At 53.8% G+C, this 14,371-nt stretch carries 13 protein-coding genes and 1 riboswitch; of the genes, 7 read left to right on the forward strand and 6 right to left on the reverse strand.

All coding sequences use genetic code 11. The features are described from left to right. Positions 1 to 12 precede the first annotated feature (12 nt). Positions 13 to 1,038, reverse strand: a complete 1,026-nt coding sequence (locus FD34_RS03585; RefSeq protein WP_057806847.1) for a cation diffusion facilitator family transporter — start codon at positions 1,036 to 1,038, stop codon at positions 13 to 15. A gap of 121 nt (positions 1,039 to 1,159) precedes the next feature. After that, complete coding sequence (locus tag FD34_RS03590) at positions 1,160 to 2,593, reverse strand: C69 family dipeptidase (RefSeq protein ID WP_057806849.1); 1,434 nt, start codon at positions 2,591 to 2,593, stop codon at positions 1,160 to 1,162. Positions 2,594 to 2,788: 195 nt separating this feature from the next. Further along, a riboswitch (purine riboswitch) is annotated at positions 2,789 to 2,886 on the forward strand. A 97-nt stretch (positions 2,887 to 2,983) separates the two neighbouring features. Between FD34_RS03590 and FD34_RS03595 the strand changes: the two genes are divergently transcribed. Next, positions 2,984 to 4,294, forward strand: a complete 1,311-nt coding sequence (locus FD34_RS03595) for a nucleobase:cation symporter-2 family protein (RefSeq protein WP_057806907.1) — start codon at positions 2,984 to 2,986, stop codon at positions 4,292 to 4,294. A gap of 385 nt (positions 4,295 to 4,679) precedes the next feature. Beyond that, the gene (nhaC, locus tag FD34_RS03600; protein WP_057806851.1) at positions 4,680 to 6,059 is read left to right on the forward strand and encodes a Na+/H+ antiporter NhaC; all 1,380 of its coding nucleotides are present in this window, start codon (positions 4,680 to 4,682) and stop codon (positions 6,057 to 6,059) included. 38 nt (positions 6,060 to 6,097) lie between these two features. Here the strand turns inward: nhaC and FD34_RS03605 are convergent, their stop codons facing one another. Both FD34_RS03605 and FD34_RS03610 read right to left on the reverse strand, forming a co-directional pair. Continuing rightward, on the reverse strand, positions 6,098 to 7,219 hold the full coding sequence (locus FD34_RS03605) for an aminotransferase (protein WP_057806853.1): 1,122 nt from the start codon (positions 7,217 to 7,219) through the stop codon (positions 6,098 to 6,100). A 126-nt stretch (positions 7,220 to 7,345) separates the two neighbouring features. After that, entirely contained in the window at positions 7,346 to 7,999 is a 654-nt protein-coding gene (locus tag FD34_RS03610) for a histidine phosphatase family protein (protein WP_057806909.1), read from the reverse strand. A 172-nt stretch (positions 8,000 to 8,171) separates the two neighbouring features. Between FD34_RS03610 and FD34_RS03615 the strand changes: the two genes are divergently transcribed. The 3 genes from FD34_RS03615 (at position 8,172) to FD34_RS03625 (ending at position 11,356) form a co-directional block, all read left to right on the forward strand. Continuing rightward, complete coding sequence (locus FD34_RS03615) at positions 8,172 to 8,441, forward strand: hypothetical protein (protein ID WP_057806855.1); 270 nt, start codon at positions 8,172 to 8,174, stop codon at positions 8,439 to 8,441. 120 nt (positions 8,442 to 8,561) lie between these two features. Continuing rightward, positions 8,562 to 10,694, forward strand: a complete 2,133-nt coding sequence (locus FD34_RS03620) for an LTA synthase family protein (protein ID WP_057806856.1) — start codon at positions 8,562 to 8,564, stop codon at positions 10,692 to 10,694. Positions 10,695 to 10,858: 164 nt separating this feature from the next. Next, positions 10,859 to 11,356 (forward strand): GNAT family N-acetyltransferase, encoded by a 498-nt coding sequence (locus FD34_RS03625; RefSeq protein WP_057806858.1) that lies wholly within the window; start codon positions 10,859 to 10,861, stop codon positions 11,354 to 11,356. A 140-nt stretch (positions 11,357 to 11,496) separates the two neighbouring features. Here FD34_RS03625 and FD34_RS03630 read toward each other — a convergent pair whose 3' ends face one another. After that, positions 11,497 to 12,726 carry a D-alanyl-D-alanine carboxypeptidase family protein gene (locus FD34_RS03630; RefSeq protein WP_057806860.1) on the reverse strand — a complete coding sequence of 410 codons (1,230 nt, stop codon included), beginning with the start codon at positions 12,724 to 12,726 and terminating at the stop codon, positions 11,497 to 11,499. A gap of 69 nt (positions 12,727 to 12,795) precedes the next feature. Here FD34_RS03630 and FD34_RS03635 point away from each other — a divergent pair, with 69 nt between their 5' ends. Both FD34_RS03635 and FD34_RS03640 read left to right on the forward strand, forming a co-directional pair. Further along, entirely contained in the window at positions 12,796 to 13,362 is a 567-nt protein-coding gene (locus tag FD34_RS03635; RefSeq protein WP_057806862.1) for a hypothetical protein, read from the forward strand. 12 nt (positions 13,363 to 13,374) lie between these two features. Continuing rightward, positions 13,375 to 13,584 carry a hypothetical protein gene (locus FD34_RS03640; RefSeq protein WP_057806864.1) on the forward strand — a complete coding sequence of 70 codons (210 nt, stop codon included), beginning with the start codon at positions 13,375 to 13,377 and terminating at the stop codon, positions 13,582 to 13,584. Here the strand turns inward: FD34_RS03640 and FD34_RS03645 are convergent. Next, entirely contained in the window at positions 13,571 to 14,227 is a 657-nt protein-coding gene (locus FD34_RS03645) for a L,D-transpeptidase (protein WP_057806866.1), read from the reverse strand. The genes FD34_RS03640 and FD34_RS03645 overlap by 14 nt on opposite strands. Positions 14,228 to 14,371 lie beyond the last annotated feature (144 nt).

Consider the following 14,371-nt stretch of genomic DNA (forward strand, 5'->3'; position numbering starts at 1 on the left):
CTTTTTTGCTTTTTAAAAGTGCCCGCTGACATCCTTATCCGAAAACGAGTGCGGGTCCGGCATAAAGGAGATATCGACGTCGATGATCCCAAATTCTTTGCGAAGCATCCGCTCAATCTTCTCCGACAGCTGGTAGCTCTCCAGAACGGTCATCTTGCCATTAACGATCAAGGTGGCGTCCAATGAGACAACGTTCCCGTTATAGTGGGCCTTGAGTTCCACGATCTGGTGGACCTTCTTGACATTGCGGATGGCGTCATAGTACTGCTGCTCCGCCTTGGGGTCAAAGTAGTCAGCCAGGTTCAAGCTAGTCTCAAAGAAGATCTTCAACCCCGAATAGAGGATGAAGAAGCCGACTACGATACTGGTGACCCCATCCAACCAGGTCAAGTGAAAGAGCAGGGCCCCGGCGATGGCAACCATCGTCCCGATGCTGGTGAAGGCATCACTCAGGCTATCCTGAGCCGAGGCCAGCAGGGCGGCGTTCGACAACTGGTGCCCAGTGCGGCGGTTCATGTACCAGACGACCAGCATGATTACCGAGGCAATCCCGGCCCCGACAATGGCCACTGGTTCGGGGACTACCCGCCTGGCTGGGGTGAGAAGCCCACGAATTCCGTCACCGATAACGCTGAGGGCAATGGAAACCATCACTACCGCCGTAACCAGGGAGAAGACCGTTTCATAGCGCCAGCGAACAAACTGAATCCGTTGGTCCCCACCCAACACCTTCTGGTACTTGCTGTCCGGAAGTTTGGCTCCCGCAATATCGTTATCGTTGATATCCCGGGCAATATGCAGGCCCATCATCAGCAGAACGGTCGAGATGATCCCCGACAGGTTATTGAAGGCATCGGCCCGCAGCGTCTGGGACTGACTGATGGCGGCCAGCCAATACTCCAGGATCGAGATCGCTAGGTAGGCCACTACGTTGTAAATCAGGTGACGCTGGGCGGCCCGAATCTTGGTCAGCTCGTGAGCCTGGCTCTGCTCCCACTGTTTCATTTCCCGTATGACGTGTTTCTTGAACTTACTCAAATTCACTACTCCCCAAACGAAAAGTCTGCCATCCATTCTAACACCAAAAAAGCCCAACTGGACGGTACTTCCCGAAAGATCTCGGTAGACGCCGCCCGGCTGGGCTTATTTTTACAGCAGGTTAAAGGTTATCCCCACGTTCGAACTGGAACTTGGAGTTCAACAGGGCCTGGTGAATCAGACTGCTCATCAATTGGTGAGTGGCTGTCGTCACGTAGGCGGCGGACTCCTTGTTGGCTGTCGTCAGGTAGGCGGTCAGCTCGTCACCGTGCTTACCCGCGGCCGCCGCAGTGATCGCGTCGACGCGGCCGACCCCGTAGCTCTGGCAACCGTCACGGTAATCATTCACCTCGTTAATGAACTCGTGGTAGCGTGGTTCCACGACCACCTCGAGGAGCTTATGCAGCCAGTAGGCACTCTTGGCCGGGTCGGCATCGTTCGTGGCAACCTGGTAGTTGGCCGGGGTATCGTTGATGTTGGTGAAGAACGGCACGTATGGACTGTAGCAGTAGAAGCCAAAGTTAATCCACTGGATGGCGGCGTATTCGGCTGGCACGTCATTGCGAATCTGGAGGATGCAAGAGCTCTGGTTCCGGTCTAAGGCGATGGAGCGGAACTTCCGCTGTTCCTCTGGGGTACCGGAGGCGAAGGTGCCCATCGGGTCGTACGGGGTACCGTTGTAGTGCGATGACAGGAACTGTTCCACGTCCTCAACCGCGATCTTCTTCTCGGCGTGCTGGATAAATGGGATGTTCTGACTAGTTGGATTCTGCTCTACAGATGGGGTGAAGAGCTTCTGTCCATACCAGGAACGCGGCGTGTTGTAGTAGGCATCGGCCTCATCCTGGGTCCCGAAGATGTTCCGGAAGTTGAAGGTGCCTGGGTTCGGGTTAAGGTGGAACTTGTCCACGAACTCGCGAATGCCGCTGGCGAACATGTAGTTGTCAGGGTCAGCGAAGTCGATCTCCTCGATGCACATGATGTTTGGCGCAATTGCGTAGGCATCGTCCGGGATCCGCTGGGCAACCCACTGGTGACCACCGGCGGTTTCCAGGTACCAAACCTCATCGTGGTTGCTGAAGGCAATCCCATTGGTCTCGCCGGTCCCGTACTTTTCGATCAGGTGGCCGAGGCGTTGAACCCCTTCACGGGCACTCTTGATAAACGGCAGAACCAAGTAGAGCATCGAGTCCTCGTTGACCCCGTCCTTGACCAGTGGGTCGTGACCGAGGACACGGGCGTTGGTCATTTCGGTCTCGGTAGAGCTCATGGCCACGTTGTATTCGTTGATCCCCTGCTCGTCCCAGCGGCCCTCGTCTGGAACCCCATTGGGCGTCGCCGTGAACCGGCATCCCTGACCTTCCATATCAACAGTCAGGCCATTGTACTTAGAAACGTAGTGCTCACCGGTGTAATCCTTGGCTGGGAATACCCTGAAAGTCTTAGGATTAACCCCATCCTCGGCGTCTTCGTCCCGGGCAATGATCGTGGAACCGTCAATCGTGGCACCCTTCCCGACCAGCATGGCCGTACAACTGCTCATCTTTTTCTTCATAATTCGTTTCGCGTCCTCTCTGTTTGATTGGCAGATTAACTAATTTCTTTCTAATATAATACCACTTTTATCTCATTTAGAACTAATCTGTTACCCCAGGATAACTGAACAATCTTATTTATTCAGAGCACCGGCAAGACTAAAAGCCGAACAGTCTGCTTGCATCCCCCGCAATTCCATGTTATGATAACAACACTTTCAACGAAATCAATAGCCTATATAATGCCGTAATATGGACGGTAGTTCCTACCCAAAGCCGTAAACTTTGGACTATAAGCGAATTGAACGTCAGCTCTTTTTGCTTTTTCTTGGCAAAGAGAGCTTTTTTATTTGGCTGTTGATCGAATTGACCATCACTACTATTAGGAGGAATTATTCGTGAAACAACCAATGACGGTCACAACTCATGCCCACCAATTCAACTTCGCGGACCAGTGGAAAAACTTCGTGCTCGGTTTCCAGCACCTGCTGGCAATGTATTCGGGGGACGTCCTCGTACCACTGCTGATCGGACAGTACCTACACTTTTCGACCCTGCAGATGACCTACCTGGTCTCCATCGACATCTTCATGTGCGGGGTCGCCACCCTGCTCCAGCTGAAACGGACCCCGGTAACCGGGATCGGCCTCCCCGTTGTCCTCGGCTGTGCCGTCCAGGCCGTCACCCCGCTGGAATCGATCGGTGGCAAGCTCGGTATCACCTACATGTACGGTGCAATCATTGCGGCCGGGGTCTTCGTTTTCCTGATCGCCGGCTTCTTTGCCAAGCTCAAGCGCTTCTTCCCGCCGGTGGTCACCGGGTCTTTGATCACCATCATCGGCTTCACCCTGGTCCCAGTCGGCTTCCAGGACCTCGGGGGCGGCTCAGCGACGGCCCACTCCTTCGGTGACCCGGCCAACCTGCTGATTGGCTTCCTGACCATTACCATCATCCTGCTCTTCAACGCCTTTGGCCGTGGCTTCATCAAGTCGATTGCCATCCTGCTAGGGATCCTGATCGCCTCCTTTGCCGCCGGAGCAATGGGCTTCGTCTCCCTGAAGCCGGTCAGTGAGGCGGCCTGGTTCCACGCCCCACAACTCTTCTTCTTTGGGGTACCTCGTTTCAACCTCAGTGCCATGATCACCATGATGCTGGTCTCCTTGACCACCATGATTGAGTCGACCGGGGTCTTCTTCGCCCTCAGTGACATCACCGGTCAGCAACTAACCGGTAAGGATCTCGAGCGCGGTTACCGGGCAGAGGGGATTGCGGCCATCCTGGGCGGCCTCTTCAACACCTTCCCCTACTCAACCTTCTCTGAGAATGTCGGGGTCCTGAAGATGTCCGGGGTCAAAACCCGCCGGCCCGTTTACTACGCCGCCTTCCTCCTGCTTCTCCTCGGCCTTTTGCCGAAGGTCGGCGCCCTGGCCACCGTCATTCCGACGCCGGTCTTAGGTGGGGCAATGATCGTGATGTTCGGCATGGTCGGCGTCCAGGGAGTCCAAATCCTGCACAAGGTTGACTTCAGCAACAACGCTAACCTGCTGACGGCCTCCGTCTCGATCGGCCTGGGCCTCGGAGTCACCATGTACCCTCACATCTTCCAGTACCTACCGACCGAGTTCCAGATCATCCTCGGCAACGGGATCGTGGTTACCAGCGTGTCCGCTGTCCTGTTGAACCTACTCTTCAACCACCGCTGGGCCCAGGCAGCGAAGTAGCGTTCTCATTTTCCTTTAATTTTATGGTTGACTTTCTCATTTCGACACGATATGATAATTGCAACAATTATCGTTCCAGTAGGCGTCCTGTTGGGTGTAAGAGAGCCGGTGGTGAGGTGCGAACCGGTCAGGCAGGCACGCGCGAATTATCACGAGGATATTAATTGTCCGGCCATAGTCAGTGCCGTTACCACCTGATACGAGTGCACACAATGTGTAATATGGGTGGTACCACGGTTTTAAATCGTCCCGTTGATGTAATAGTCAACGAGGCGATTTTTTGATTTGAAAGGAGGATATCATGCAAGCTTGCGGCGGAATTGTTCGATATCGGTGGGGTGCATAGGTTTGTCACTAAGTACCCACAGCAAAGGAGAATTTATTTATGAAAAAAGTCAGTTTCGGTGAGTCCATCACCATCTTAGTCATTATGTTAATCATCCTGGGGACGGCGGTCATCCACTTTGGCCTCTCCCCACAAATTCCGGTCCTGTTTACCATCGCCCTGCTGGTCTTCTGGGCCAAGCTGCGCGGTGCTTCCTGGGATGACATCCACAAGGGCATCCAGGATGGGATCGGCACGGCAATCATCCCGATCTTCATCTTTATCCTGATCGGATCCCTGATTGCCGTTTGGATCCAGGCGGGGATCATCCCCTCCATCATGGTCGCCGGCTTCAAGCTGATCAGCGCCCGTTTCTTCGTCCCGTCAACCTTCGTCGTCTGCTCCCTGGTTGGGCTGTCGATTGGAAGTGGCTTCACCACTATCTCAACGATCGGGATCGCCCTCTTCGGGATGGGAATGGCGATGAACGTCAATCCGGCCCTGGTTGCGGGTGCCATCATCTCCGGGGCGGTCTTCGGGGATAAGATGTCCCCCCTATCCGATTCCACCAACCTAGCATCGGCCATTGCCGGTAGCGACCTCTTCGCCCACATCAAAAACATGATGTGGTCCACCATCCCCTCGTTTGTCGTCTCCTTCATCCTCTTCTGGATTCTGGGCAATAGCAACGGTCAGATGAGTGCCGCCAAGATCAACCATACCATCACCATCCTGCAGACCCACTTCACAGTCAGCTGGTGGGCCCTGCTACCGATCATCCTGACGTTCGTCTGCGCATGGCGTCACGTTCCGGCCATCCCAACCCTCTTCATCAACATCCTGGTGACCGTGGGGATGATCTTTGTCCAGAAGCCAGGTGAGTCGTTGAAGTCACTGACCAACCTGATTTCTGAGGGCTTTGTCGCCCACACCAGTGACGGTGCCGTCAACGCCCTCCTCTCCCGGGGTGGGATCACCAGTATGATGGGAACCGTCTCCCTGATCATCGTCACCCTCTCACTCGGGGGGATCCTGATGCAGTTCCACGTCGTTCAATCCGCCATGGAGCCCCTAGTCAAGCGTCTCCGCAAGCCGGGGCCGCTGGTCACCACGACCATCCTGTCCGGGATCGGGATCAACCTCTTCGTTGGGGAGCAGTACCTCTCCGTCATCCTACCCGGTAAGGCCTTCAAGCCCGCCTTCCAGCGGATGGGCCTTGCCCCACTGGCCCTCAGTCGGGTCCTCGAGGACGGGGGTAGTGTCATCAACTACCTGATCCCATGGGGTGTGGCCGGCTCCTTCGCCGCTGCCACCCTGGGTGTCCCCGTTCTCCACTTCCTACCGTTCGTCTTCTTCAGCCTCCTCAGCCCGGTCTTCTCAATTCTTAGTGGGTTCACTGGGGTTGGTCTGAAATGGGCTAAACAACCACAACAAAATTAAGTAATAAAAAAGGATCGCCGCGCGATCCTTTTTTATTACTAGTCGTATTGGTGCATGTACTTGGAAAGCCGCTTAAGCCCCTCCCGCAGTGTCACCTCGGGAGCGCAGTAGCCCAGACGGACGTGCTCCGGCGTGTCAAAGGCGTCCCCGGGAACCAACAGGACTCCCGTATCCTTCAGCAGGTTTTCACAGAAGGTGTGGATATCCACCGGCACGTCCAGCTTCGGGAAGGAGGTCGAGACGGCCCGGGGCATCACGACGCTGGCCCGGTCTTCGTGGTCGATCCAGTCCTTGTAAATGGCCAGGTTGCCGAGGACCAGCTGCCGGTTACGGGCCAAAACCTGGTCCCGGTGCCGGAGGACGTAGGTGGCCAGCTGATCGTTGAAGACCCCACCACAGATCATCGTGTAGTCCCGGAACTTACGGAAGACGTCCGCCAATTCGGCGTTCGTTGCCGTCCAACCGATTCGGACCCCGGGCACGGAGTAGGTCTTCGACAGGGAGTTGGTTGAGATCCCCTTGTCATAGAGGTCAACGATCGGGGTGAAGTCCGCCGGGTGGTCCAATGGTAGGTAGACCTCATCCACCAACACGTAGGCACCGACAGCCCTGGCGATCTCCACCACCTGTTCCAGGAAGTCCCGGTCCAGGATGGTCCCGGTCGGGTTATTAGCGTTGTTCAGACAGATCATCTTAGTGTCGGGCCGGATCAGCTTCTTCAGCTCGTTGAGGTCGGGATACCAGTTGTCCTCCTCGTGGATGTGCCAGTAGTCGACGGCGGCGCCCAGCGACTTTGGAATGTCGTATAGCTGCTGGTAGGACGGGTACTCGGCAATCACATGGTCACCGCGGTTGATTAGGGCGTAGAGGGCCAGAATGTTGGCGCCGGTGGCCCCGTTCGTCTGGAGGATGTTCTCCGGATCAACATGCTGGTAGAGCTTGGCGACCTCCTGCTTGAATTCCGGTGACCCCTCGATCCAGCCGTAGTTCATCTTCTGCTTATCCAACATCGCGTAGAACTCCTGACCGTTATTACCGTCCAGGTTGAGCAGGTCGTGCATACTCAGGGATGCGATCGTGCTCTGGGAAATGTCGTAAGTGGCGCTCTTCTCCCACTTGTTTAGCCAGGATTCCACGCCAAATGGCGCAATTTTAACCATAATCAAACCTCCTAGTTAATCAAAATCGTGCCGCCGCGAATTAGTCAAGTCGGTTTAGTTTCCACGTTTACTTGCCCAGTTTCAAAAACTAGCGGCCGTTTAGTCAGCCACCAGCACTTATCAATTTTACTTGTCGTATTCAACGATCTTAAAGCGATCGTCCGTTAAGGTGACCGTCGTCAAGCTCCCGTTCTTGGGCCGTACGGTGACGTCATACTTGCCACCGCCGAAGCGTTCGACCAGACTTAGCAGGGTGTTACCATGGCTGACCCAGAGGACATTAGCACCGTCGGGGAGGTCAGCATGGCGAACCAGTTCGATTCCCTTATCCATCCGCGCCCAATACTCGTCGTTGTTCTCAGCATCGTGGAACGGGTCGGCGTCCTTCAGCCAATCCTTAGCCTGGCCGATCGAATGCTCGGTGACAATGTCATGGAAGTTTTTAAGGCCGTGGGGGGCTCCAGCGTTGTACCAGGCCAGGTCCATGTTGGTACCCTCGTAGGAACCGTAGAACTCCTCTCTGAAGTACGGCGAAGTTACTGGGTGCTTCACCGAGTCAGCCTGGTTGAGGTCCAGGATCGTCTGGATGGTTTCCACCGCCCGGGTGGTGTCACTGCAGAAGGCCGCAGCGAAGTGAATATTTTTGAGCCGTTCCCCGGCATCACGGGCGTTCTGTTTACCCTTTTCGGTCAGCGGGGAGTTGCTCCAGCCCTGGAGCTTATTGTAAATATTAAAGTAGGTTTGTCCGTGACGGACCAGGTACAGATTAAGTTTTGTCATCATGGTCATCCTCCTAATTACCATTTTCTTCATTGTACCGCTTCCAATGAGCTACTTGTAGGAATTTTGGCCTTAATTATTTCTTAAGGACATTTAGGGAGACTTTAACCTTTGGGCCATAATTTCTTCATACCCATCCCCTAGACTGGCATTATAGAAGGAAGGAATTAACATGACATTAAAGAATACCAGTAACGCTGACATCGTTGCCGCACGAATTGTGGCCGTCAATGGCAGGGCGGTCAAGGTTATCACCGAAGATGGCCAGAAGCTGCGCATTCTCCTCACCAAGCAATACCGCCAAGATAAGAACTGGTTGGCATCACTCAAAGACATCCTCAACGCGGGGATCTGGATCCCGGTCAATCGCCATCTGAAGCGGCTGTTCAACTACGACTGGCTGACCGGGCCAACCCCGGCCACCGTTCCCGTAAAGGATTAAGTTTTCACAATAATTTAAGCAGAGATCATGTTTCGCGCTAATCTGTGATAGAATGATTTTGATTTGCTAAATTTACTCTGGCAAGTTAAACAAACACTTTGATTGCGAGGAACATTCCTAATGAAAAAATTAAGCAAATTTGTGGACACTAGGATTGGCTTTTTCGTCCTCCTGGTCGTCCTTTTTTGGTTCAAAACCCTGTTTGCTTACTTTACCGACTTTAGCCTCGGGGTTGAGGGACCCTTTCAGTTCCTGATTCTAATCTTCAACCCCCTGGCAACCACTGCACTAATTTACAGCCTAGCATTCTACTTCAAACGGGCCCGCTTCTTCTACCCGGTGATCATGGGCTTGGACATTGCCAACACGCTTTTGCTTTACCTCAACGTGATCTACTACCGGGAGTTCACGGACTTCATGACCATCGCCACGATGACTGGTTACTCCAAGGTCAACCAGGGTCTTAGTGGCAGTTCCTTGGCCCTGACCAATCTCCACGACGTTTTCTATTGGCTTGATATCGTGGTCATCCTGGTCCTGATGTTGCTGCGCAAGATCCACTTCGACCCGCGGGCAATCGGCAGCCGGTTGGCCTTCGCCTTCACCTCAATGTCACTGGTCCTCTTCGGGGTCAACCTGGCATTTGGTGAGATGAGCCGTCCGCAGCTGCTTGGCCGGACCTTTGATCGCAACTACATCGTCAAGTACCTGGGGATCGACGCCTTCACTGGCTACGACCTAGTTAAGTCCCAGCACATCAACGATATGCGGCAGAGTGCTACCAAGTCCGAGCTGGAGAAGGTCAAGAAGTTCACGGACAAGCACTACGCTAAGGCGAACCCACAGATGTTCGGGATCGCCAAGGGACGGAACGTGATCGTCATTCACCTGGAGAGCTTCCAGCAGTTCATCATTGACAAGAAGATCAACGGCCAGGAAGTGACCCCCTTCCTGAACTCGCTCTACCACAGCAACGACACCTACGCTTTTGATAACTTCTTCCACCAGGTCGGCCAGGGGAAGACCAGTGACGCGGAAAACATGCTGGAAACTTCGACCTTTGGCCTGCCCCAGGGGTCCCTGTTTGCTACCTTGGGCAGTGACAACACCTTCCAGGGGGCCCCGGCAATTCTCAACCAACGGGCCGGCTACACCAGCGCGGTCTTCCACGGCAACGTTGCCAGCTTCTGGAACCGGAACAACGTCTACAAGAACCTTGGTTACCAGTACTTCTTCGACGCCAGCTACTACGATACGTCCGGTGACAAGGCAACCGGCTATGGACTGAAGGACAAGCTGCTCTTCAAGGACTCAATCAAGTACCTGCAGGCCCTCCAGCAGCCGTTCTATGCCAAGTACATCACGGTCACTAACCACTTCCCGTACGACCTGGATGATGAGGATAAGGATCCGAACTTCCAGACCACTAACACCGGTGACAGCAATGTCGATAACTACTTCGTGACTGCCCACTACCTCGACCAGTCTATCCAGCAGTTCTTCGACTACCTGAAGAAGACCGGTCTCTACGATCACTCCATCATCATGCTCTACGGTGATCACTACGGAATCTCTAACAGCGAAAACACCTCGCTAGCTAGTGTTCTTGATAAGAACGCCGACGACTGGACCGACTTCGATAACGCCCAGCTCCAACGTGTCCCGATGATGTTCGTCATTCCACACTCCGGAGGCCACGGTCACATCGACCATACCTATGGTGGGGAAATCGACGTCCTGCCGACCCTGCTTCACTTGCTGGGGATTTCGTCCAAACGCTATATCCAATTTGGGACCGACCTCTTCTCCAAGCAGCACAGCCAGGTCGTCGCCTTCCGCAACCAGGATTTTGTCACCCCCCACTATACTGTGATCGGCGGCACGGTTTACGACAACCGGACTGGCAAGGAGGCCAAGCTGACCAAGAAGCAGCAGGAACGGATCAAGAAGGATCACGAGCTGGTCAACACCGAGCTTAGCCTGTCCGACTCACTCAACGAGAAGAACCTCCTCCGCTTCTACCATCCAAAGGGCTTCAAGGCGGTCAACCCGGCCGACTACAACTACTCCAACGGGTTAAAGCGGGCCGAGCGAATCGAACGGAAGAAGGGGAATAAGTCGACTAGTCTCTATTCCGAGAACCATGATCAGTCGACCGAAAACGACTTCAGTACCGATGCACCGGAGCAGAACCACTCCTCGACCGATTCTAACCGGATCAAGATTACCAACCCGGATGCCAACAACAAGTAACCCAATGATTAAGACCCACTGTCGCTTTATGTGACGGCGGGCCCTTTTATTTCCCGGGAAATATCTACCCGGTGAAACTTAATAATCTCCTAAATTTGATCAGCCCAAGTGGCAACCATTACTTGGTCTGGTAGAATGGGGGACAAACAATAGGAGGGATATGCTTGCCTTTAACTGTTAAACTGCTCAACCCAAGTCTACCTGAATATCGACAGGTCAAGGCGCTCTACTACCGGGCCTTCCCGAAGTACGAACAGGAGGCCTGGAGCCGGCTGCTCTTCAAGCGGCTTTTCCGGCGGGCCGACTTCCTGGTCTTCTATGACCATGACCATTTTGTCGGTCTTTCCTACGTCATCCACCACTACGGAATCCACTATGTTCTCTACCTGGCAGTCAACGACCAGGTTCGATCTCGGGGCTACGGGAGCCGAATCCTCGACCAGCTCAAGCGGCAGTATGCTCCAGACATCCTGATCCTGGATATCGAGCAGCCGGACGCCGCGGCGGCTAACAATCACCAGCGTTTGCGCCGACTGCGCTTCTACCGCAAAAATGGTTTTACCCTGACGGAGCGTTTGACGAGAACACCAGAAGTCACCTACCAGTTGTTGGCAACCCGGCAGCGGGTTGAACACACCAAGGTCGACGAAATGTTTGGCTAATAATATTGAAATGGGACTGTAGCAGTATTTGCCGCAGTCCCATTTTTAAGATATTCAATGTGGTGAGCCGAACTTCTTCATCCATCACCACGATCCACGAGAATGGCATCCATCTTCACGACATGGTCCTGACAATACCGTTAGTGCCATAGCCGCTGCCAGAAGTTTCCCCGGGCAACATTATCAGTGCTGGTCAGCCGGTATGTCAGCGGACCACCGTCAAGGGTCTTGACCTGACTACTGGAAAGGTCGAGATCCCCCAGGGTCTGGTTGCGGCGAAGTGGCGCCACCAGTTGTCCCTGTTTATTTAGGTATTGCTTCTTCATCTTGACCGCTAACGTGTACTTGTGAATATGACCGCCGGCATTCCAGACCGTGATCTGCTTTGGACTAAGTGTCGCCTGACGGGTTTGCCCATCGGCCAGTGGCTGCTGGCGGATATTCTTCGGTAGGGTGATGGTCTGCAGACGGTCACTCTGCTTTAGCATCTGGTACAGGCGCTGGGTCTGTACAAAGCGGTTATCCTTGTTCTGGCCGTTAGCGTGGAGTACCACCGTGATGATCCGGTGACCCCGGTAGTTCCCGGTACTGACAAAGCAGGCCCCCGCCTTGTCCGAGGTTCCCGTCTTCAGGCCGTCAATCGTCACCCCCGGTACGGTATACTTGCCACCGGGCAGCATCTCGTTCAGGTTCTTTTCGGTCTTTGTCTTACCCTTACTAATCATGAAGGTGGCCTGCTTCTGGGCCGTGACCTGGAGCAGCTGCGGGTAATGGTTTACTAGGTAGCGGGCCAGGATGGCAACATCCGTAGCCGTCATGGCGTTTTCGGCATTGTCCGCGTACTGCTTAGAAGCCAATGACTTCAGGTCCCCGTTAGTCAGCCCAACCGGATTGACAATCGTGTAATTTTTCAAGCCAATATCTCGAGCCTTCTGTTGGAGCTTCATGTCAAATTCATCCAGGCTGTCCCCGGCTGCCGCTGATAAGGCCAGCGCCGCCCCGTCAGCTGACTTGACCAAGGAGGCGTTCAACAGCTCCCGGACCGTGTAGGCATTCCCCTCCTGCAGGCCGATTGCCAAATACTGGGGATCATTTGAGATATCAGCAACCCCACTGTCAATCTTGACCTTGGTATCACCGGTGATCTGCTTGCTGTGGACCTCATCTTCAATCACCACCGCCGTCAGGAGCTTGCTGATCGAGGCAATTGGCAACTTCTTTTGGGCGTTTTGTTCATAGATCACCTGACCAGTAGAGGCATCCACCATTACCGCGGCCGAGGCATCAATCAGTGGCTTTGCGTGTGCAGGGGGCACAGTCATCCCAAGCAGCAGGGGGATCATCAATAAGAGTGCCAAAAACTTTTTCATATTTTCCTCCAAAATAGTTAATGATACGATAAGATAGAAATGAGATTAACATCGCAAGGGATTGATCAAATGAATAACAAGCAAAAGCAGTTTATCTTGCTCACGACGGCCATGTTTGCCGTCATCGTCCTTATCTTCAACATTCACGCCTACGTCGACAGCAGTCGCTTCATCAGTGGTGCCAGTCGCCCGAGTCAGGTCCTTAACGTTAACCGGCTCCGCCATCCAAACATCAACAAGCCATCTGAGCACCGGCACTACCTGGACCTATCCAAACAGGGCCAGCTGCGGCTCATCATGGTACCCGGGCTAAACCGTCTTTACGTGCTCAGCGGACAGCGGGTGGTCTACATCATGCACACCCGTACCAACATTCAACGACGAGCACTCACCAGTCAGGGACACCATGGCCAACAGGTTGCCCACGTCAATTCCGACCACACCCTGGCAGGGCGCAACTGGTCGGCACTGAGTCATCAGTGCTACATCATCGCCCCCGCAACGGTTGACCAGGACCATGTTGCCAAGGACTGGCTGAAGACGGCATTTGCCTTTCCCAACAGCATCCAGTTATCACAGCCGGATGCCCAGTGGCTCCAATCCCTGCCCAAAAACACCAAGATCATCATTCGTTAAGGGAGGATCATCATGCTTAGACAGTACCTAACGCCGGCGTTTCTTCGTCACCTCGTCATCAGTGACGGCGCCCTGGTTGTTTTAATCATCATCTATAACTTGCTCGCGATGCTTATTCCCATTGTAAAGCTCACCTGGCTGACGGGACTCTGCATCTTCATCCTGATCAACGTAATCCTAATCGGTCTAAAGGTGGTTATCCCGCTACTTAACCAACGATGACGACCTTGGTGCCAACCGGTAAGTTCTGCTCCATCCAGCGGGCATCGGGAACTGACAGACGAATACAGCCGTGTGATCCCTGGGTCTTACCCAGTTTGGCCGCTTCCTTTATGTTGTACGATCCATCGGCCGTGGTCGGTACGCTGTGGAAGAGGTACTCCCCGTGGTTCAGCCAGGAAGTGTAGTAGTTAGCCCCTTCCTGCAATTTGGCGTTGTAAAAGCTATCACCACGCTCCTGTTGAACATGGAAGGTCCCGGTCGGAGTGGCGCTCTTCTCCCTGCCGGTCTTGGGATCCTTCTTGTAGATGCCGCCGGTACAATACATTGTATAGATAAGCTTTGACCCGTCGTAGAGGTAGGTCCGGTTCTTCTTTAGGTCCACCTTAACCCAGAGGTCCTTAACCTTATTAACATCCGGGTAGGGAACCGTTTCTGAGGACTTACGCCAGTTAATCGGCTTCCGCAGATAGTGGCTTCCCGTCCCCCTCCCCATGCTATTTGGGCGTTTTACGGGGCAACTGGCCGCTGCCTGACGCGGTTGCTGAGCCCGCTGGCGGTGGTCCCGTAATTGTGGCGTCACAGCCAGTACAATGACAATTAAGCAGAACGCCCCATAGATCCAATACTTCGCTCGTTTGTTCAAGTTCTTAGCTCCTTTTTTCAAAGTTAATTTACATCAAAAAACAACACTATTATACTGACAGTAAAGCAATTATTCAATCATAGAAAAGTCAAGTGAGTATCATGCGTGATAATTTAAAAATTCCTTACCTAACCGCCCTGGTCT

The organism is Limosilactobacillus pontis DSM 8475, assembly GCF_001435345.1.
GTDB lineage: Bacteria > Bacillota > Bacilli > Lactobacillales > Lactobacillaceae > Limosilactobacillus > Limosilactobacillus pontis.